Origin of the sequence: Fodinibius salicampi, assembly GCF_039545095.1 — a bacterium.
Classification (GTDB): domain Bacteria; phylum Bacteroidota; class Rhodothermia; order Balneolales; family Balneolaceae; genus Fodinibius; species Fodinibius salicampi.
Window position 1 is genome coordinate 551,079 of sequence record NZ_BAABRS010000001.1, and the last position, 21,028, is coordinate 572,106.

Genomic DNA, 21,028 nt, shown 5'->3' on the forward strand with positions numbered 1-21,028 from the left:
TCTTTCTTTAGTTATTCAATTCCTGTTACTACGGGTGAACGAAGGTTTGAACGCATGTAAATAGTGATATATTAAATTGTTTTCATATATCATAATCTGTTGGTGTTGCTAAGGAAGTTCTGCTATCTTAATCGAATAGCAAGGGATGGGTAGAAAAGGTTAAAAGAATAATTTAATTTCTTGAGATGCTAGATAGTTTAAAAAAAATATATCATCTGTTATCCAAAAGTGATCGTTACAAGTTAGTTGGGCTCTTTTGTTTAATGGCGTTTACTTCTGTTTTGGAGATGGCCGGACTTGGTGCTATTCCGGCATTTGTTTATACACTTTCCGACCCGGATAAAGTACTTTCCTATCCTTTAGTATCCGATTTTTTTAAGGCACTGGATATTACTACTCAAAAAGAGTTGATGTTATTTGGAGTGATTGCCCTTATTATTTTATATGTTGTCAAGAATGTGGTTATAGGTTTTGTGCATTATATGAAAGCCAAATTTGTAAATAACCGTAGGGTTAAATTTGGCGTTCGTCTGTTTAGATCCTATATGCATGCTCCATATACATTTCATCTTGAGAACAATACTTCCCGATTGTTACGAAATGTAAATGGTGAAGTGAATTTGTTGATAAATATAATGCTGAATTCTCTTACCATATTAATGGATGCTCTGCTGATTATTTCTGTTTTTATCATGCTTCTGTATGTAGAACCTATGATTTCTATTATTTCCATCCTGGCACTTGGACTTACAAGTCTTCTTTTCCTACAGCTTGTTAGAAGTAAAATAAAGGAGTATGGCAAAGAACAACAGTTCCACCGTAATGAGATGATTAAAGCTGTAAATCAAGGTCTCGGGGGCGTTAAAGATGCCAAGATATTACGTAGAGAAAAGTACTTTATTGATGTTTTTAAACATAGTGCAGATAGAAATGCATATACAAATCGTTATAAAGTAGTTGCAAAAAGCTTACCCAAAAATTTTATCGAGACTATCGCAGTCGTTGGGATGCTGATAATTTGTGTCTTATTTGTTTATCAGGGCAGAGAGGTAGCACAAATCTTGCCAACCTTGGCTCTGTTTGGTGTGGCTGTTGCTCGATTACTCCCCGCCTTCAAAGATATGGTATCAAACTTTACAAATATTCGCTTTGATCTCTATGCTGTCGATCCGGTTTATGACGATTTACAGTCACTAGAGCATAATTATACAAATGAACGAAATGCTGACCGGGCAAACAAGAATAAAAGAGTTCAATTTGAGCATCAGATACATATTCGTGACCTGTATTATTGTTATCCTAATGGTGATGAACAGGCTTTAAATGGAATTAGTATTGATATCCCTAAAGGATCGGCCGTGGCATTTGTAGGTCCCTCTGGTGCAGGCAAAACTACCATTGTAGATGCCATACTGGGATTATTAGAGCCCACAGGTGGACAAATTTTAGCGGATGATTATGATATATCTCAGAACATCAGGGGATGGCAGAAAAATGTCGGATATATTCCACAGTCCATTTATCTTTCTGATGAGTCAATTAAGAGTAATATTGCTTATGGAATTCCTGAAGAAGAAATTTCAGAGGAACAGCTTTGGCAGGCTATAAAGGCTGCCCAGCTGAAAGAAATGGTTGAGTCTCTTTCCGATGGAGTTGATACAGTTATTGGTGAGAGGGGAGTAATGTTATCTGGAGGTCAACAGCAGCGCATCGGAATAGCACGTGCTTTATATCACAATCCTGAGGTACTCATAATGGATGAGGCTACTTCAGCACTGGATAATATTACTGAACAATTTGTGATTGAAGCCATTGAACGACTTAGGGGGGAGAGAACAATCATTATGATTGCCCATCGCCTATCTACGGTTCGAAACTGTGATAATATTTTTTATATGGAAGAAGGGAAAGTGATTTCTGAAGGTACATATGATGAATTGTTGGAAAACAGCGAGAGTTTCCAACGAATGGCAGTCTAAGGAGTCATAGTTAGTAGTTTTTTAATCGAGCTAAAGGAGAATAGAAATGTTAATTTCGGTTGTTATACCTTGCTATAATGTAGAAGAGTATATTGACGATTGCCTTCACTCCATTTTGGAACAAGAATATAAGAATCTAGAAGTTATTGTTGTAAATGATGGTTCAAAAGATCGCACTTCCCAGATATTATCTTCATGGGAAAAGTCAGGGTCTCTTCAAATAAAGGTAATTGAGATTAAAAACAGTGGAGCTGGAGCTGCCCGAAACAGAGGAATACGGGAATCAAAAGGAAAATACATACAGTTTTTGGATGCGGATGATCTATTACATCCTTTCAAAATAGCTCATCAGGTTTCACTTATAGAAAAAAATAATGGCAAACCTGATTTTATTGCTGCTACCTACAAATCAAAAGACAAGAAAGGTCAAACAACGCTTTTTGAACCGGATCATCGAGGAGTTTGGTATGGGCTATTATCGTCAAATTTGGGAATTACCTCAGCAAATTTTTTTAAAAAAGAATCTTTGCGAGAAGTAGGTGGCTTTGATGTATCCCTGGCTAGCAGTCAGGAATATGACTTGATGTTTCGACTTCTCAAAAGACCGAGCTGTTCCGTTTTGTTTGATAATGCTATGTATACTATTAAAAGAGACATTAATGCAGAGGCAATATCTTCCGGAAATCAGAAGGCCAATATTTTGAGATTTGTCAGTCTTAGAAAAAGAATGCTTGAGTATCTGGAGTCTTCGGGTTCGCTTACAGATGATTTATATAAAACTTGGTGTGAAGTGGTTTTTAATGCTATTAAAAGACTTTATCAATACGACCGTTATGAAAGTATCAGGCTATATAATAAGTTAATTCCTCAAAGCTTTGTTCCTGCCTTATCAGGTGCCATATCAAAAAAATACCAGTTTTTTTATCGATATTTTGGTTTTAGAGTGGCGCAGTATTTATACAGTTTGAAGATGAAATGGTATTAGGATGGATAAGATTGTTATTTCTGTAATAATCCCGGTTTATAATGACAGTAAACGTTTAAAAAACTGTTTAGAAGCCTTAGAAGAACAAACTATTTCAGAAAATTTTGAGATTCTGGTTGTAGATAATGGATCGGAAGAAGATATTTACAAGATTGTACAGAAGTTTGAAAGAGCAAAATATTATAACGAAAAGAAAGTGGGTTCCTACACAGCACGAAATTGTGGAATAGAGCACTCATCAGGAGATATCTTGGCTTTTACGGATGCAGACTGTATACCAGAACAGGGTTGGTTAAAAACAGGTATAGATTTTTTAAGAAATAATCCGAACTGCGATGCTGTAGGTGGGGAGATAAGCTTATTTCCGAAAACAAACTCGCCTAATGCATTTGAACTATATGATATTACATTCGGTTTTCGGCAGGAAAATTCAATTTATAAACATGGTTACAGCGTCACAGCTAATCTATTTGTGCGTGGAACAGCCTTTAAGGAGATTGGTTTATTTAATGAAGAATTAAAATCGGGGGGAGATGCCGAGTGGTGTCAACGATTAATTTCTAAAGGAGGAAATTTATGCTATTTAAGCAGTGCCCGGATTAAACACCCTGCCTTGCATTCATTTCAGAGTTTCAAAAGAAAGTATAGAAGAATTGCTGGGGGGAGATTTCAAAAGGATATTTTTGATTTTTATACGCTATGTCGAGCCTCTTACCACCATTTGTTATCACTGATCAATCTCAGAGGAGATTCCTTTCAAAATGAATATACCGATAGTTTTTATCGGAAAATTTCTTTATTTGGAATTCACGTTGTTAAAATAAGCGTATATATAGTTACTTATTTCAAGTTATATATTGGCATAGGAAAACCAGGGAGGGAATAGATTGTCTTACAAAGTTTCAGTAGTTATTCCATGTTATAATGTAGAAAAATTTGTTGGGAAATGTATTGAATCCGTATTGGGCCAAACTTATAAGAATTTTGAAATTGTTTGTGTAAATGATGGCTCACAAGATAATACCCTGGAGGTGATTCAAAAGTATGAAGCGGAATTTGGGGATAAAGTTTTGGTGTTAACCCAAAAGAATGAGGGACAGAGTAGTGCTATAAATAAAGGTATTAGAGCTTCTGGTGGAGAATACTTACAGTTCTTAGATGCAGATGACTTTTTGAAAAAAGAAAAGATAGAACATCAGATAAGGTTAATAAAAAAAGGAGATGTAGAGCCAGATATTATTGCTTCTGCAGTTGAAAAAAGATTTGAAGATGGACGGATAAAAATAGACAAGAATATAGAATATGAACCTTGGGAGGGGCTTGCCAGATACCATATAGGTATAACAAGTTCTAATCTATGGAAGAAAAAAACTGTACAACTAGTAGAAGGATTTGATGAGAATCTGTCATCTAATAAAGAGCATGATCTAATTTTTCGAATGTTAAAAAATGGAGCGACTGTTCTGCATGACCCAGAACCATTAACTGTTAAAAGGCAAAGAAGCAGTGGATCGATATCTTCTCAGAATGACCATAACCACCTTGGACGAAAGGTAATTCATAGATATAAAGTATATGAATACACAAAAAAGAATGATTTGTTGAGTAAAGAACTATTGAACTACTTAATACTCGAAAATATTAGTGACTTAAAACGTATATATGATAATGATTCTCTGATGGCCCTTGAACTACATAAAAAGTATATACCTGATGGCTTTAAGCTGTCCAGTAATTTGAGTAGATCGTATCGTTTATTATACAATTTATTGGGATTTAAATATACAGAACTATTGCGTAGCTATTTAGGAAAATAGGATTACATGAAAATTCTTTATTATTCTCCCTATCCAAATCTTAACTTGTCTGCTCCTGCTAGTTATGGTACCCATATGCGTGAGATGATTACCACCTTCGAGCGGTCGGGTCATGAAATTTTGCCGGTCATTATGGGAAGAATACACTTAGCTGATAAAGAATCGGCTGAAAGTACAAAACCGAGATGGATAGATTTTATAAAACCATATTTTGGAAAAAGAATCTGGCAAAGTTTAAAGGATCTTAAACTGCTGGCTTTTGATAAGGGGGAGCCAAAATCCTGGAGCAGAAGATAAAATATTTTCAACATAATTTTATATACGAACGGACAAACTAAAGTAAAAAAGTAATTAGAAATGGTTTATCTAACATTAGGAGAAGGATATTCCGGGGTATATAAAAGTCAAGTTATTGATGTATGTATTCACCTAAGAAATGAATTTGATAAAGATATCAAGCTTGTATCAATAATTTCATTAAGAAATTTCTTTCAAGAAAGACGTAAAATTAAAAAAGAGATAGAGCATGCGGTTATACTTCCCATGATGCCACAATTTTTAGGATGGCTATTAAATCTGCCTCTACTTTTGCTGTTTTTCCTTTTTAGTAAAAGGTACTCTGTGATCTGCAGAAATGTAAAAGCAACTAATCTTTGCCTTATAATTAAAAAGATAGGTTTGCTTAGCAAAGTATGTTATGACGGGAGGGGAGCTATAAAAGCTGAACGGGAGGAATATTTGGATAATAATGGCCTGAAATATCATGAATTTGAGCTAAATGCCGTACAAAAGTCTGATTTTAGGATAGCTGTATCTAATCAATTAGTTGAGTACTGGAAGCAAGAATTTAACTATACAGGTAGTGCCCATCTGGTTATACCCTGTACTTTAGGGTTATCTTTTACAAGTTCCCTTCTAAATGAGGAGAAAAATATTAAAGTAAGGAAAAAATTAGGGTTCAATAAAAAAGATATAGTACTAGTATATGCCGGATCTTTAGCAGGTTGGCAATCTTTCAATTTGATAAAAGATTTTCTTAATTACGTTTTACAAAAGAACTCAAATGTTAAGGTACTCCTAATGAGTAAAAGGGATGAGAATGTGAATAGAATATTGAATATGTTTCCCAAAGATGTGGTGTGTACTTGGGTAAATCATCGGGAGGTACCAGATTATTTAGCTGCCTGTGATTATGGTTTGTTATTAAGAGAAGATAGCGTAACTAATAGAGTCGCAGCGCCTACAAAATTTGCGGAATATTTATCCGCAGGTCTTTCTGTGATTATAAGTAATACTGTTGTTGACTATGCTGAGTTGGTAGAAAAAGAAAATCTAGGGATTGTTGTTGACAATTATAATCTTAAAAAAATAATAATTGATAAAGTTTCTTATAAAGAAAAAATAAATAGAGCCAATTTTTCCAAGAAATATTTTTCCAAGAAATCTTCTTTAAACATCGGAAAATATAAAGAGCTTTTACGTGCCTTAGAATCTGATTTATAACAGGTAATTAGCAGAGATCTAAGCATAAATTGTATTCATGAAAGTATTATTACTTACAGATGGCATTTATCCTTATACCATAGGAGGGATGCAAAAGCATTCGTATTATTTAGCTAAGTTTTTAGCCCGGGAAGGTGTTATCCTTGATGTATTGATCCCGACAATACCTGTAGAGACAACTGCTAAGTTAGAAGATTATCTGACTCTCGAAGAGCAGAAAAAGATTAATTTTATTGAAATCAATCAACCTAAAGTTGGTTATTTCCCTGGGCACTATATCTACGAATCGTATAAATATTCTAAAAATATATATAATCAAGTTATTGATCATATTGATGAGTATGACTTTGTTTATGCCCAAGGATTTACGGCTTGGAAATTATTAAAAGAAAGAAGTGATGATATTAAGAGGTTACCGATAGGCGTGAATTTTCATGGATTGGAGATGTTCCAGATAACGGATGGAATTGCTTCAAAAATGGAACAGTTTTTATTCCGCTCTCCAGCGCGTTATTGTTTGAATAAGGCAGATTATGCTTATTCATTAGGTGGAAAGTTAACAGACATTATTGATAGGGAAACGGATGGAAATACTGATATTCTGCAAACACCTATTGGAATAGAAGATTATTGGCTTGAGAATGTACACCTGAATATTGAAAGACCCAGAAGATTTGTTTTTATAGGGCGCTACGAAAAACGAAAGGGAATAGATTTACTAAATAATGTGATCGAAAAAAATTACTCTGGAGATTTTTACTTTGATTTTATTGGCCCTATACCTGAGGAGAAAAGGGTTGACTTTCCTAATGTATATTATCACGGAGCCATTTATGAGGAAAATAGAATTATTAAAATACTCAATCAGGGAGATGTACTTTTTTGTCCAAGCTATTCGGAGGGTATGCCTACGGTTATTTTAGAAGCAATGTCCCGGGGACTGGCAGTGGTGGCCACTGATGTTGGGGCCGTCAACTGTTTAGTTTCTTCGCAAACCGGTTGGCTTATAGAACCTGGTGATCAGGAATTGCTGGATAAAACGTTTAAAGAATGTATCAATATAGGTGAAGAGGAACTTATAGATAAAAAAAGAGCGGCCCATCAACTTATAAAAGAGGAGTATACTTGGACTAATATTGCCAAAATAAATAAACAGGCTATACTTTCGGCTGTGGAGGAATAGATGCAATCGGATATTCTTATCTGGTTAAGGCACTGAAATTTAAAGAAATCCTAATCTCTGAATAGTAAATAAACTCCCGGAATTTGATTATTATTCTAATAGGGGTTAATACTGACGGAGTTATATTTAAACAACCATTTGAATGAATCGCAAGAGTGCTTTAACATCTCTATTTGGAAATCAGACATTAGTAGCTTGCTTACTGATCTGGTTGGGTTCAAGCATTATACTGGGTGGACTATCTCCCGTCATTGTCATTGCTACAGCTCTATTATTGGCTTTTAAAAGAAGGTACCTGGAACTTTTTATAGGATTTGCCTTTTTGCTTTTTGTGGCCGACAGCCGACAGGATATATTTGTTTTTGCCAAGAATTCACGCGATGTCTACGCGGTAATCATGACGCTTTGCATTGTTTTTGATAAACAATTTCCAATTTACAGGAAATTTTATAACTACTTTTTGCCTTTTTTCCTGATTGCGGTATTGGCCTTATTTTTTAGCCCTACAATTGTACTGGGAGGCTTAAAAACTATTTCTTACCTACTAATTATCCTGATTGTTCCGAATTTCGTTATTCATATTTATGAATTATATGGCAGTATCTTTTTTAAGCAGCTTCTCTCATTGGGATTTGTCATATTAACTATTGGTATAATTCTTTCATTTGTTAATCCCGGATTCGTTCACTTGGGAGGACGATATAATGGATTGCTAGGTAATCCAAATGGTATGGGATTATTTGTTTTACTTATTACTATCTTATTTGAGGTATTATATACAAATAACAAGGATGAGTTCATTAGTCAGGGGAGAATTTTTTTTCTAGGAGTCGCGTTTATATCCATTATACTTTCCGGTTCCAGAACGGCGTTAATGGGGCTGGCAATATTTTTTGTGTTGCGCTATACGATAAGAGTTTCCCGGGCTCTGACATTTGTTTCTTTGATATTGGCAGTAGCTTTTATTCCGCTAATAATGCAGTATTTACCGCTTATTATACAGGAACTAGGATTAGCAGAATTTGCCCGTTTAGATTCATTACAGGATATGTCCGGAAGAGCCGTGGCTTTTGAGTTTTCTTGGGCACAGATACAAAATAATTTTTGGATGGGGAAAGGATTTGGTTATTCCGAATTTCTCTTTAGTCAGTGGAAGGAATATCTAAGTGACCTCGGTCACCAAGGAGGGACCCATAATACCTATCTCACGGTTTGGTTGGATACTGGATTATTTGGAGTCCTTTGTTTTGTTGGAGCATGGATAGGTATTTTCAAAAAGGCCTTTAGTGTGTCAAGTTTAGCTCTACCTGTGGGATGTACTGTTATTTTTACTACAATTTTTGAATCCTGGCTCTCTGCTTCTTTAAATGCATTTACCATCATTTTATTAATTATAGTCACAATACTGACGATACCTCATTTAACTAATGAATTTGAATACGAATAGTAGTAAGAAGATACTTTTTTTATACGCTGAGCTGGCGCAGTATTTTATTTCATGCGTCAATAGTTTGAAAGAAAATTATGATGTTGAAATTCATATCGTACGTTGGGAAGTGAACGAGCATGCCCCCTTTAATTTTCATGTCACGGATGGAATTATAATAGATAATCGGGGTAATTTTAATCGTTCTTCGTTGTTGGATTTAGCACTAAATTTCGATCCGGATCTTATTTTTTGCAGTGGATGGATGGATAAGGATTATCTAAAAGTCTGCAAAGAGTTTCGGGATAAAATTCCAATAGTAGTGGGTATGGATAATCAGTGGGACGGGGGGATAAAACAGCAACTTGCAAGACTAGTCAGCGATTGGACTGTGCAGAAGTGGTTCAGTCATGCCTGGGTTGCAGGGGGACCGCAAAAAGAATATGCCCTTAAGTTGGGATTTGATGAATCTCATATTCTGGAGGGGGTATACTCTGCTGATTATACTTATTTTGCAGAGCAATTTGGAAATACGATTGCATCAAAAGAAAATGAGCTGCCCCATCGGTTTTTGTATGTGGGGAGATATATTGAAAGAAAAGGAATTGAGGATCTATGGGAAGCTTTTTCCAAGCTTTGTGAGGAAACGGAAACTGACTGGGAACTGTGGTGTTGCGGCACCGGACCATTAGAAGAGGCGGCAGCTCAGCATCCTCAGATCAAACACTGTGGCTTTGTTCAACCCAAGGAAATGGAGAAGGTGATTACCGAAACGTCTGTGTTTGTTTTGCCATCCCATAAAGAGCCTTGGGGAGTAGTTGTTCACGAGTTTGCAGCCGCAGGATATTCCCTAATCTGTAGTGATCAAATAGGGGCCGCAACCCAATTTTTAGAAGAAGGGGAAAATGGCTACCACTTTGAGGCAAGAAATTCAGAAAATCTAAAAGAACAGATGAAAAAGATTATTAGTAAGTCGGATGAAGCTCTTGTAAAGATGGGGAAAAAGAGTTTTGAAATTGCCTCAAGGAATACACCAAGCATTTGGGCGAATAAATTGATGGATATCACTAAAGAAATTGAGAGAGAATAAATAAGATGTGTGGAATAAACGGCATATTTGGACTTGAAGATCAAAATCAACTCGACAAAACGATTGTCTCTATGAATCGGTGCATTGAGCATCGAGGTCCCGATGACACAGGAACTTTTTGTGATCATCAATTGGCGATGGGGCACCAGCGCTTATCTATTCTGGATTTATCAGAGGCAGGACATCAGCCTATGAAAAGTTTTGATGGTCGGTATGTCATCGTTTTTAATGGTGAGATATATAACTACAGGGAATTAAAAGGTGAACTGATTAAATATCCATATACCTCCACAACCGATACCGAAGTAATATTAGCTGCTTATATGAAGTGGGGCAAGCGTTGTGTGGAAATGTTAAATGGGATGTTTGCATTTGCCATATGGGATACCAATCAAAAAGAATTGTTCATCGCCCGGGACCGGTTGGGTATTAAACCACTTTACTATTATAAAAATGAAAATCTGTTTCTTTTTTCATCTGAAGTAAGAGCTCTCTTGGAAAGTGGACTCATTCCCCAAAATATCAATCGATCAGCATTGGTGGACTATCTGAAATACCAGACGGTTCATGCCCCGGAAACAATGGTTAGCAATGTTAAAATGTTGATGCCCGGTCATTATATGACCGTAACAGAAGATCAAACAACTGTAAGGAAATACTGGAGTTTAAGTGATCATGTTCAACCGAACGATAATAACGAAGGTTATGCCCAGATAAAGCAGGTCGTAAGAAAAAAACTGGAGAAAGCGGTTGAGCGACGAATGATTGCGGACGTACCGATCGGTGCATTTTTGTCTGGGGGTATAGATTCCAGTGCCATTGTTGCATTAATGAGTCAGATAAGCCCGGGAAATGTCAAAACATTTTCGGTTACTTTTGATGAGAGTAGATACAGTGAAGCTCCATACGCTCGAATGATAGCTGAAAAATTTGAAACAGATCATACTGAAATCCGGCTTACCCCGGATGATTTCCTCAATATTCTTCCTGAAGCATTGGGGGCTATGGACCATCCGAGCGGAGATGGTCCTAATACATACCTGGTTTCAAAAGTAACACGGGAGGCGGGAGTTAAGGTTGCTCTTTCTGGGCTGGGAGGAGATGAATTGTTTGCCGGTTATCGGGTATTTAGTCAGTCAGCCAGATTGGAAAAATATCGATGGTTTGCCGATCTGCCTCAAGGCTTAAGAACATGGGTGGCTAATATCGTTCAAGGAGTAGGACAACGTACAGCAACGGATAAAATATCGGCACTGTTTAAGCAACCCAGTTGGGACCTCCAGCATTCTTATCCTTTATCGCGACAGGCCTATATGAATCACGAAGTCCAAAAATTGCTAACACTGAATGGAGAAGTAGCTGAAAACAAGGTTCAGAAAATTGTTCAAAGTATTATTGAGACTACAAATTCATCGAATTTACTCAGCAGAGTTTCTTGTTCTGAGATAGAAACCTATATGCAAAATACCTTGCTTCGAGATACTGACCAGATGAGTATGGCTTCGGCTCTTGAAGTACGGGTCCCTTTTTTGGATCACGAACTGGTAGAATATCTTTTATCACTTTCAGATAGTGCTAAATATCCTTCTTCACCTAAAAAGCTATTGGTAGATGCACTTCATCCATTGCTACCGGATGAAATAGTGAATAGGAAGAAGATGGGTTTTACCTTCCCTTGGGATGTATGGATGAGAAATGAGTTGAGAGAACAAACAACATCAAGCCTCAAAAACCTTGCAGACCGGTCATTCTTTGATGCAGACTCAGTCATGAATATGTGGAATAGGTTCCTGGAAAATGATAAACGTATTAATTGGGCCAGAATATGGATTTTAGTAGTTCTGGAGCAGTGGCTGGAAACTAATAATATTAATTAGTTTTGCCGTACTTAAAATTAAAAAGATCATCTAAAGCAGGTTATACGATATTATTAAAATGATTAGAGTCGGGATTGATGCTTCAAATATTATTAGTGGTGGTGGATTAACTCATCTTGTTGAAATTTTGAATAATGTTCAAATTGACAAGGTAGGGATAGATTCCATAGAAGTTTGGGCATCGCAAAATACTTTATCTTTCTTGCCTGAAAAGGAGGGAGTTGTCTTAAGGCATCATCCCTGGTTGGATCAAAATTTACTGAAAAGAGGTCTCTGGCAACGATTTAAGTTAACTGCTGTAGCAAGGGATCATTATGACTTATTATTTGTACCGGGAGGGAGTTACCTGGGATCTTTTCGTCCTTTTGTAACGATGAACCGCAACCTGCAGCCATTTGATCAGGATGCAATAGATCGGTATTCCTGGTCTCCACAGAAATTGCGTATACAGTTGCTTAGTGTCATCCAGAAGTACACCTATAAACAGGCTGAGGGAGTGATCTTTCTGTCGGATGAAGCCCGTAAAATAACATTAGAAAATTTAGATCGGGTATCATTTGATACCCGGATAGTTCCTCACGGGATTGCACAAAAGTTTTTTAAAAAACCCAGGATACAAAAACCGATTGGGGAGTATTCGTTTACATCTCCGATGAGATTATTATATGTATCTACCATTAATCTCTATAAACACCAGTGGAATGTTATTGAGACCGTTGCTCATCTTAGAGAAAAAGGATATCCAGTGGTATTAGATCTTATTGGGAATATTAAAAACAAGCAGGCTGGAAAAAGATTCTGGGATGCGGTAAAAAAATATGATCCCAATAATGAATTTATTTTCTATCATGGTAGCAGAGATCAAGATCAATTGATAAAAGACTATCATAATGCAGATATTGCTGTTTTTGCTTCCTCTTGTGAAACGTTTGGACAGATTCTCCTGGAATCTATGGCAAGTGGCCTGCCGGTCGCCTGTGCCGACCGTAGTGCAATGCCTGAAATTCTGCAGGAAAGCGGAGTATATTTTGATCCGGAGAATGTATCTTCGCTGATAGATGCGTTGGAAAAATATATTGGTGACACAGAATTAAGAAATAAAATGGCTCATTCTGCCTATAAAAGAGCCCGGAATTTTTCATGGGATAAATGTGCAGAGGATACCTTCAGCTATTTATCTCAAATAACAAAACAATATTATAGTACGAATTAATTATGCTTCAAATCATTCAGGATCTAAAAAACGGGGACACAACCCTTGAAAAAGTACCCGTACCAAAAGTCAAAGAGGGAGAAGTGCTCATTCGCTCCCATTCCAGTCTTGTTTCACTGGGAACGGAACGAATGGTAGTAGAATTTGGCAAAGCGGGGTTATTGGGCAAGGTACGCCAACAGCCGGAGCGTGTGAAGGAAGTGTTGGCAAAGATGAAAACCGATGGTATTATGCCGACAATTGAGGCAGTTCGGCGTAAGTTAGATATGCCTATCTCTCTTGGATATAGCAATGCTGGCACTGTTGTGGAAGTCGGGAATAATGTTTCCAGTTTGAAGGTAGGGGACCGGGTCGTCTCTAATGGATGCCATGCAGAATATGTAAGAGTTCCTGAAAATCTGGTTGCCAAGATCCCGGATTCTGTAACTTTTGAGGAGGCTTCTTTTACCGTTGTGGGAGCAATCGCTTTGCAGGGAATACGCTTGGCGGATCCAACCTTTGGGGAAACGGTGGTAGTGATGGGGCTTGGACTTATCGGTTTATTGGCTGCGCAGCTGCTCAAAGCAAATGGTTGTAAGGTCATTGGCGTGGATCTTGATACGTCAAAGCTGGATATTGCTGAACAATTAGGTATTGAAACTATCAATGCTTCTACCAATGATCCGGTTAAAGGTGTTAAACAGTTAACAAATGGGATAGGAGTGGATGCAGTTATAATAGCAGCATCTTCTCAGTCAGATGAAGTAATCAGTCAGAGTGCCAAGATGAGTCGCAAACGGGGACGCATCGTCTTGGTTGGGGTTGTAGGACTCGATATCAATCGTTCTGATTTCTTTGAAAAAGAGCTCACTTTCCAGGTTTCCTGTTCTTACGGTCCGGGACGTTATGATCCGGAGTATGAAGAAAAGGGGCATGACTACCCATTGCCTTATGTGAGGTGGACAGAGCAACGAAATTTTGAAGCCGTGCTGGAAGCGATTCGATCTGACCAGCTCAATGTAAATCCGCTGATTACCGAAAAGGTTGCTTTAGAAGATATCAGTCAGATTTATGGGGAAATGTCCGATTCAGACAGTATTGCCTCATTGATTACCTATCCCCAAAAAGAAGACAGTAACTCGAAACCGAATCGATCGGTTCATATTAGTGATGAAACGTTAGAAGAAGTCACGGAAGGAATAGCTATAGTTGGAGCAGGAAATTTTACACAATCTACGATCCTCCCGTCGCTTCAAAACGGAGCCTTTCCGATTAAATATATTGTTAGCTCACAGGGGCTTTCTTCCACCCAGATGGCCAAGAAGTTTAATATAGAACAAAGCACTACTGATTTTAATAAAGTGCTGGAAGATCCCTCTGTTCAGGGCGTACTGATAACAACGCGACATAATCAGCATGCCCCGATGGTTATTAAGGCTCTTAATGCCGGCAAGCATGTATTTGTAGAAAAGCCGTTAGCGTTAAATAACGATGAGTTAGAAGAAATTATCGAAGCCAAAGAAGCTTCCGGAAAGAGTGTTTCCGTGGGATTCAACCGCCGGTTTTCTCCCCATACGCGTAAAATGAAAGAACTGATTGGGAATGATCCTACTGAAATGAATATAGTGGCAACAATGAATGCAGGATTCATACCAGAGGATTCCTGGGTACAGGATCCGGATATAGGAGGTGGACGTATCGTCGGTGAAGCCTGTCACTACGTTGATCTCATCCAGTACTTAACCGGATCGCTGGTTGAGTCCGTTTATATGCAGGGGATGGGACAAAATCCCAAATCTACTACCGATAATGCTTCTATTCTTTTGAAGATGGAAAACGGTTCTACCGGGGTGATCAATTATTTTTCCAATGGAAATAAATCATATTCAAAAGAACGTATAGAAGTCTTTTACCAAGGTAAAAATTTGATATTAGACAACTTCAGAAAGCTTTATGGTTATGGTTACGGGGGATTAATCACCAACAGGCTCCTGAAAACAAAACAGGACAAGGGACATAAAGAGCAGTTCGAACGATTAGCTCAGAGTTGGAAAGAGGGGGGGAGCGTTCTGATTCCCTTTAATGAAATTGTAAATACAACGCGGAGTACCTTTGCGACAATACAGTCCTTGAAAACCCAACAAAAAACAGAAGTGAAATAGGGGGTTATATGTTAAAAAATTATCCTTGGCTTGATATTAAGTTGTTAGGGCAATTGTTATAGAGTATAATATGTTAGAGAATATAAAAAGGTATTACCATACCATTAAGCATTTAAAGCTGAGACAGCTGGTATATGGTATCTATTATCGATTTCGAAATCTTTTTCTCCCGTTTAAGTTCGATGATTCGGCAATTCCCGCCAAAACGAATAACCTCAAATTTCAAGACTTTGTTGCTCATCCTACAAGCTTACTCTCGGAAAGAACCTTCAAATTTTTGAATAAGAAACACCAATTCAAAGAGTCCGTTGATTGGAATTTTCAAAAGTATGGGAAGCTGTGGACCTATCATTTGACTTACTTCGATTTCCTGCATCAGCACAACATGAATAGAATTGAAGGAGTGAAGTTGATTAAGGATTTTATTCGAAATCAAGAGACTATTCAAGATGGTATGGAACCTTATCCGATATCACTGAGGGGCGTAAATTGGATTAAATTTTTAAGTAAACATCAGGTACAGGATTCAGAGGTAAATAAATCGCTGTTTAATCAGTATCAGCTACTTGGTCAAAGAATAGAATATCATTTGATGGGTAACCATCTGTTGGAAAATGGAATCTCTCTTCTTTTCGGGGCTTTTTATTTTGGGGATCCCGATTTCTTAAAAAGGAGTAAGCAAATTTTGAACGAAGAGCTTGAGGAGCAGGTATTGGCTGATGGAGCACATTTTGAACGATCTCCCATGTATCATTTAATTCTGTTACACAGGCTCCTGGATGGCTTTAATTTGGTATCCAACAATAAAGATAACGGATCTTATGACACTGAGTTGGAATTGTTATTACTGGACAAAATAAAATTAATGCTGGATTGGTTACTGGAGATACGATTTGATTCAGGCCAACTTCCCGCATGCAATGACAGTACAAATAAGTCCCCGATTGATGCAGATGATTTGCTGGAATATGCCAATAGACTTGGATTTAACATCTCTTCTATAACAAAGAACAATCATCAAAGCACAGGTGAAAGTGGATATCGGATGGTGAAACATTCAAATTATGAACTGTTGATGGATGTTGGGAAGCCCGGTCCCGATTATATTCCCGGTCACGCTCATTGTGATATATTTTCATTTGTTCTACATATTAATAACGTCCCTTTTGTGGTTGATCCCGGAGTTTCTACCTATGAAGAGAGTGAAACCAGAATGAAAGAGCGATCAACCGAGTCTCATAATACCGTCATATTTGATGATGTGGAGCAGAGTGACATATGGAAATCCTTTCGGCTTGGCCAGCGGGCACGAGTTGAAATATCAGATGAAAATGAGCAGCTGTTGTCAGGATATCACGATGGCTTTAAAGAAAAGGAAGTTATCCATAAACGGACCTTTCAATGGAATTACGACCAGATATTCATTGAAGATATAATGGAAGGGACGAATAACAACAAAGAGTCTAGGGCGTTTTTGCACTTTCATCCCAGCCGTAATGTTGTAGCTGATATCGATAATATCACGGTGGATGATAAGGTTACATTTAAATTTGATGGGGCTGCCGGACTACGAGCAGACTATTATCAGTATGCACATGATTTTAATGATACCGAGCAGGCGCAGCGCATTGAAATTGTATTTAAAGAGAAACTGGTCACAAGAATAGAGATTTCGGAATGAATATACTTTTCATCACAGATAATTTTCCACCCGAAGTTAATGCTCCGGCCACCAGAACGTACGAGCACTGCAAGAAGTGGGTAGAGCTTGGAGCTGAAGTGACAGTGATAACCTGCGCTCCCAACTTTCCACACGGTGAAGTATATGAGGGATATCGAAATAAATTATACGATGAAGAACAGGTTGACGGTATTAGGGTAATAAGGGTGTGGAGTTATATTACGGCCAATGAGGGGACTATCAGCAGAATTATCGACTACCTGAGTTTTGCCTTAACCAGTTTTTGGGTGGGACTGTTTCAAAAAACGGATGTTATTATTGCAACCTCTCCCCAGTTTTTTACAACCTGGTCGGCATTCGCTCTTTCAAAACTAAAACGGAAACCCTGGATATTTGAGCTGCGGGATCTCTGGCCGGAGTCCATCAAAGCAGTGGGAGCGATGAAGGACGGCTGGTTACTTTCACTACTGGAAAAGATAGAACTCTTTTTATACAGGGACGCTGATTTGGTAATCCCAAATACACCGGCTTTCAAAACTAATTTGACGGAACGTGGAATTGATCCCGATAAAATTAGAGTCATTCCCAATGGAGCGAACACGGATTTATTTGGACCCCGGCCCAAGGACAAAGGTATTGTTAAGCAGTTAGATCTGGAGAACAAGTTTCTAGTCGGTTATTTGGGAACCCATGGCATGGCTCATGGACTTAATTTTATTCTAAATGCCGCTGCTGATATTCAAGATGAGAATATTCATTTCTTATTTATAGGCGACGGCAGTGAAAAAGATGCTCTTGTCAAACAGGCTGTGGATCTTGGCCTGGAAAATGTAACCTTTCATGAACCGATTCCTAAGGAAAAAGTCCCGGCCTACCTTTCCGTTTTTGATATTTCTCTGGTACCGTTAAAAAAGAATGATACCTTTAAAACGGTTATTCCTTCAAAGATTTTTGAAGCAGCAGCGATGCATAAACCTATTTTGCTGGGAGTTGAGGGTCAAGCTGAGGAACTGGTAAAGAATTATAAAATTGGACTGTGTTTTGAACCGGAAAATAAGAATAATTTTTTAGAAAAATTATACATACTGAATACTCAAAATGGACTGTCCTCGGATATAGAAAAGAATGCTAAGAAATTTATCCGGCATTTCAGCCGGGAAAATTTAGCTGAGGAGATGTTGGAAATAGTAAAGAGTACGACTTAAAAAAGTTGATAAAATGCTGACTATAGGATATTCAAACAGAACAAGATATTGGCAGAAATATGTTTTTAATAATCCGCCTATAGGAGTAAAGTATAAGAGAGCAATAGATATTCCATTTCATTTAATGGGGATTAGTAATCAGTTTTTAAAGCACACGAAATGGATGATTCCTTTACAGAATTGTGATATGTATCATACATATAATAGTATCGTGGGAGGATATAAGCCGTGGGTGGTAGAAGTGGAATCAGATATTCCTAGGTATGGTCCAATGAATGAAACCAGTCGATTATTCCGGTGGGGAATAAAAAGGTTAAGATCTAACCAGTGCAAAAAAATAATTTTTACATCTGAATGTAGTCGTGAGTTGAATAGGGAGAATTTCAGCAAATGGGGCATTGATGAGGACAAATGTCATGTTGTTTATCGGGCTGTTGAACCACATAAGCCCCTTGAACGCTCAGGTGAAGAAACTAAATTTTCAATTTTAATGGTAGGAAATGCTTTTTATAGAAAAGGGGGGATAGAATTATTAAAAGCTTTTGAACAATTTGATCATGATGATGTTAGTTTGACTATAATATCAAACTTCGAGGTTGACTGGGCAATGTATCCCACTCCAGAGGAAAAAGAATATGTGGCAAGGAGTATTAACAGAGATCCGAGAATAAACGTATTGTCTAATATTTCGCATCAGAAGGTAATTAATTGGATGAGAAGATCGGATATTTTTGTAAGCACAACGTATGCTGATCCATTTAATAATACTGTTTTAGAAGCACTCTCGTGTTCTCTGCCAGTTATAACTACGGATGTTAGGGCTATTCCTGAATTTGTTATTGACGATTACAACGGATTTATCTATGAATTAGATGAAAATATTGAAAGAGAATCTATTATCAGCTTTGTCTTGGGTAAATTGAACAACTATTATGATAATCAAGACTTATTACAAAGGCACAGTGAAAATGCATTAGAGATGGTTAAATCTAAATTTTTAATAGAGCATAGAAATAAGCTATTGATTGAAAAAATATATGCTTTGTAATATGTAGGTGAAATACTATGATCGACTTTTTTATTTTGAGTTCTCCAAGAAGTGGTTCAACTTTTTTGCGATTAAACCTTGACAAATTAAAAGTAGTAACAACACTTCCTGAAACACATTTCTTCGGATTTTATGACCGATACAAAAAAATTGATCTTCGAGAAGAAGAACACAGAACAGAAGCAATAGAAGAATGGATAAACTGGTATAAAGTAAAACGGTTGAAGATTAACAGACAAGATTTAAAAAAAAATCTTTCCGATCATGTTTCTGGCTGGAAGGACATATTGGATCTGACAATACAGTTTTATTTAAATGATCGTGGGATTAATAGGGAGGGAATCTTAATTGGAGAAAAGAGTTCTAATCATATTTTTCACCAAGATCATATTAAAAAGTTCTATCCGGATGCTAAAATTATATATTTAGTTCGGGATCCCAGGGCTATTGTTGCAAGTTTAAAGGGATGCGCCTGGAGTACTTCCAATGTAGTGACTAATGCAAGAGTTTGGCGTAACGGGGTAAGGGAAATTGATAGTATGAAGCCCAATTTTGTTATTCAGTATGAAAAGATGATAAGAACTCCTGAAGAAACCATGGAGAAGTTAAGCAATTTCCTGAATATTGAATATGTAGAAGATATATTTGAAACTAAAACAGAAGATAAAATTGAGGAAGAAAGTATTACGAGTAAAAATTCTCTTAAACCTCCTTCCAAAGAGCATATTAATAAGTGGAAAAATATACTTTCACGTACAGACAGAGATATAGAAATCATAGAATATATATGCAAAGAAGAAATGAAAAATTATGGATATAAGTTTGAGGGAGGTTCCTACGATTTTAGGTTTTATTCTACCTTAATTACACAAAGTATGGCTTCATATCTTGCTAAATTTGGTAAGAATTAATTACCTGTATAATCAAAATTATCTGAATAAGAATTATTTAAAAAAGATCTCTATGTTACCAAATCTGGTTGGTATTGGTGTACAAAAGGCTGGGACTAATTCCTTGTATACTATTTTGCAAAAACATCCTGAAGTAGAAGTCTCCTATGAAACGGAAATTCACTTTTTTGATTTAGATCGTAAATATAGTAAGGGGATTGGGTGGTATGAGCAACAATTTCCACCTGTTAAAGACGAGAAATATCTTTGTGAAATCACTCCGGAATATATCTATAAGGAAGAAGCTTTGGAGAGGATCTCTGAGACCTTAGATAGCAAGACAAAGTTTATCCTAATGCTCCGCCATCCTGTTGATCGTGCCTATTCTCACTATACTATGAATAAAATGGGGGGAGTGGAAAACCGGACGTTTCAACAGGCTTTGGAAGAAGAAGAGACTTCTGGTGGTAATAAAAAGTATATACAGAAGAGCCTGTACGGCAAACAATTAAACAACTTCTTGAAATATTATTCACTGGATGATATCCATTTTATATGGTTTCATGAATTTACAACTAACCAAAATAAGTCGATTACTGACTTATGTGATTTTCTAGGGATTCCCTCAATTGAATTAAATAGAGATGTACATCGGAATCAATCGGGAGCGGTAAAATATTCGTCTTTGAGATGGATTTACAAAAATAATAAATTTTTGGATCCGATTAAGGATACCTTACATCGTTTTCCTAAAATGAGATCATTTTTAAAATCCTTTTTAGAAAATAGGCCTAAAAAACTCTCAGTAGAAGAAAGAGAATTTTATTTTTCAAAATATTTCCAGAAGGATGTAGAATTGTTAGAAAGAACTCTGGGAAAAGAAATAAAAGAGTGGCATGGCAGGGATTTTGTCCCAGCCGAAGGTTAACATTTCTTATTAGTTGTAATCAAGCTGTTTATGAAACAAATTATGGTAAAAAGGGTTAAATA

17 protein-coding genes are annotated in these 21,028 nt (G+C 37.0%); all 17 read left to right on the plus strand.

All coding sequences use genetic code 11. From position 1 onward, the window contains the following. Positions 1-263 precede the first annotated feature (263 nt). The 17 genes from ABEB05_RS02255 (at position 264) to ABEB05_RS02335 (ending at position 20,966) form a co-directional block, all read left to right on the plus strand. A complete protein-coding gene (locus ABEB05_RS02255) occupies positions 264-1,979 on the plus strand; it encodes an ABC transporter ATP-binding protein (RefSeq protein ID WP_265787159.1) in 1,716 nt (571 codons plus the stop codon). Positions 1,980-2,025: 46 nt separating this feature from the next. Beyond that, a complete protein-coding gene (locus ABEB05_RS02260) occupies positions 2,026-2,964 on the plus strand; it encodes a glycosyltransferase family 2 protein (protein WP_265787160.1) in 939 nt (312 codons plus the stop codon). A gap of 1 nt (position 2,965) precedes the next feature. After that, on the plus strand, positions 2,966-3,850 hold the full coding sequence (locus ABEB05_RS02265; RefSeq protein WP_265787161.1) for a glycosyltransferase family 2 protein: 885 nt from the start codon (positions 2,966-2,968) through the stop codon (positions 3,848-3,850). Between the two features lies 1 nt (position 3,851). Next, a complete protein-coding gene (locus ABEB05_RS02270) occupies positions 3,852-4,781 on the plus strand; it encodes a glycosyltransferase family 2 protein (protein WP_265787163.1) in 930 nt (309 codons plus the stop codon). Between the two features lie 6 nt (positions 4,782-4,787). Continuing rightward, positions 4,788-5,078, plus strand: coding sequence for a hypothetical protein (locus ABEB05_RS02275; RefSeq protein WP_265787165.1), 291 nt, complete (start codon positions 4,788-4,790; stop codon positions 5,076-5,078). 60 nt (positions 5,079-5,138) lie between these two features. After that, on the plus strand, positions 5,139-6,284 hold the full coding sequence (locus ABEB05_RS02280; RefSeq protein WP_265787167.1) for a glycosyltransferase: 1,146 nt from the start codon (positions 5,139-5,141) through the stop codon (positions 6,282-6,284). 37 nt (positions 6,285-6,321) lie between these two features. Further along, the gene (locus ABEB05_RS02285; protein WP_286668541.1) at positions 6,322-7,467 is read left to right on the plus strand and encodes a glycosyltransferase family 4 protein; all 1,146 of its coding nucleotides are present in this window, start codon (positions 6,322-6,324) and stop codon (positions 7,465-7,467) included. Between the two features lie 142 nt (positions 7,468-7,609). Continuing rightward, complete coding sequence (locus tag ABEB05_RS02290) at positions 7,610-8,914, plus strand: O-antigen ligase family protein (protein ID WP_265787168.1); 1,305 nt, start codon at positions 7,610-7,612, stop codon at positions 8,912-8,914. Next, complete coding sequence (locus tag ABEB05_RS02295) at positions 8,901-9,983, plus strand: glycosyltransferase family 4 protein (RefSeq protein WP_265787170.1); 1,083 nt, start codon at positions 8,901-8,903, stop codon at positions 9,981-9,983. The genes ABEB05_RS02290 and ABEB05_RS02295 overlap by 14 nt, the downstream gene beginning before the upstream one ends. Positions 9,984-9,988: 5 nt before the next feature. Then, positions 9,989-11,860 carry an asparagine synthase (glutamine-hydrolyzing) gene (asnB, locus tag ABEB05_RS02300; RefSeq protein ID WP_265787172.1) on the plus strand — a complete coding sequence of 624 codons (1,872 nt, stop codon included), beginning with the start codon at positions 9,989-9,991 and terminating at the stop codon, positions 11,858-11,860. Between the two features lie 58 nt (positions 11,861-11,918). Beyond that, positions 11,919-13,073: a glycosyltransferase family 4 protein gene (locus ABEB05_RS02305; protein WP_265787174.1), complete on the plus strand. Its 1,155-nt coding sequence runs from the start codon at positions 11,919-11,921 to the stop codon at positions 13,071-13,073. Between the two features lie 2 nt (positions 13,074-13,075). Next, positions 13,076-15,214, plus strand: coding sequence for a bi-domain-containing oxidoreductase (locus tag ABEB05_RS02310; RefSeq protein ID WP_265787176.1), 2,139 nt, complete (start codon positions 13,076-13,078; stop codon positions 15,212-15,214). A gap of 277 nt (positions 15,215-15,491) precedes the next feature. Beyond that, on the plus strand, positions 15,492-16,895 hold the full coding sequence (locus ABEB05_RS02315) for an alginate lyase family protein (RefSeq protein ID WP_265787177.1): 1,404 nt from the start codon (positions 15,492-15,494) through the stop codon (positions 16,893-16,895). Next, positions 16,892-18,100 (plus strand): glycosyltransferase family 4 protein, encoded by a 1,209-nt coding sequence (locus ABEB05_RS02320; protein ID WP_265787179.1) that lies wholly within the window; start codon positions 16,892-16,894, stop codon positions 18,098-18,100. Before ABEB05_RS02315 ends, ABEB05_RS02320 begins: the two co-directional genes overlap by 4 nt. A gap of 13 nt (positions 18,101-18,113) precedes the next feature. Continuing rightward, on the plus strand, positions 18,114-19,148 hold the full coding sequence (locus tag ABEB05_RS02325) for a glycosyltransferase family 4 protein (RefSeq protein ID WP_265787181.1): 1,035 nt from the start codon (positions 18,114-18,116) through the stop codon (positions 19,146-19,148). A gap of 17 nt (positions 19,149-19,165) precedes the next feature. Beyond that, positions 19,166-20,059, plus strand: coding sequence for a sulfotransferase family protein (locus ABEB05_RS02330; protein WP_265787183.1), 894 nt, complete (start codon positions 19,166-19,168; stop codon positions 20,057-20,059). Between the two features lie 52 nt (positions 20,060-20,111). Then, positions 20,112-20,966 (plus strand): sulfotransferase family protein, encoded by an 855-nt coding sequence (locus tag ABEB05_RS02335; RefSeq protein ID WP_265787185.1) that lies wholly within the window; start codon positions 20,112-20,114, stop codon positions 20,964-20,966. Positions 20,967-21,028: the final 62 nt, after the last annotated feature.

Excerpts from the sequence above, each read along its gene's own strand:
- ABEB05_RS02255 (WP_265787159.1), top strand. The coding sequence starts at position 264 with ATGGCGTTTACTTCTGTTTTGGAGATGGCCGGACTTGGTGCTATTCCG.
- ABEB05_RS02260 (WP_265787160.1), top strand. The coding sequence starts at position 2,026 with ATGTTAATTTCGGTTGTTATACCTTGCTATAATGTAGAAGAGTATATT.
- ABEB05_RS02265 (WP_265787161.1), top strand. The coding sequence starts at position 2,966 with ATGGATAAGATTGTTATTTCTGTAATAATCCCGGTTTATAATGACAGT.
- ABEB05_RS02275 (WP_265787165.1), top strand. The coding sequence starts at position 4,788 with ATGAAAATTCTTTATTATTCTCCCTATCCAAATCTTAACTTGTCTGCT.
- ABEB05_RS02280 (WP_265787167.1), top strand. The coding sequence starts at position 5,139 with ATGGTTTATCTAACATTAGGAGAAGGATATTCCGGGGTATATAAAAGT.
- ABEB05_RS02285 (WP_286668541.1), top strand. The coding sequence starts at position 6,322 with ATGAAAGTATTATTACTTACAGATGGCATTTATCCTTATACCATAGGA.
- ABEB05_RS02290 (WP_265787168.1), top strand. The coding sequence starts at position 7,610 with ATGAATCGCAAGAGTGCTTTAACATCTCTATTTGGAAATCAGACATTA.
- asnB (WP_265787172.1), top strand. The coding sequence starts at position 9,989 with ATGTGTGGAATAAACGGCATATTTGGACTTGAAGATCAAAATCAACTC.
- ABEB05_RS02305 (WP_265787174.1), top strand. The coding sequence starts at position 11,919 with ATGATTAGAGTCGGGATTGATGCTTCAAATATTATTAGTGGTGGTGGA.
- ABEB05_RS02310 (WP_265787176.1), top strand. The coding sequence starts at position 13,076 with ATGCTTCAAATCATTCAGGATCTAAAAAACGGGGACACAACCCTTGAA.
- ABEB05_RS02320 (WP_265787179.1), top strand. The coding sequence starts at position 16,892 with ATGAATATACTTTTCATCACAGATAATTTTCCACCCGAAGTTAATGCT.
- ABEB05_RS02325 (WP_265787181.1), top strand. The coding sequence starts at position 18,114 with ATGCTGACTATAGGATATTCAAACAGAACAAGATATTGGCAGAAATAT.
- ABEB05_RS02330 (WP_265787183.1), top strand. The coding sequence starts at position 19,166 with ATGATCGACTTTTTTATTTTGAGTTCTCCAAGAAGTGGTTCAACTTTT.
- ABEB05_RS02335 (WP_265787185.1), top strand. The coding sequence starts at position 20,112 with ATGTTACCAAATCTGGTTGGTATTGGTGTACAAAAGGCTGGGACTAAT.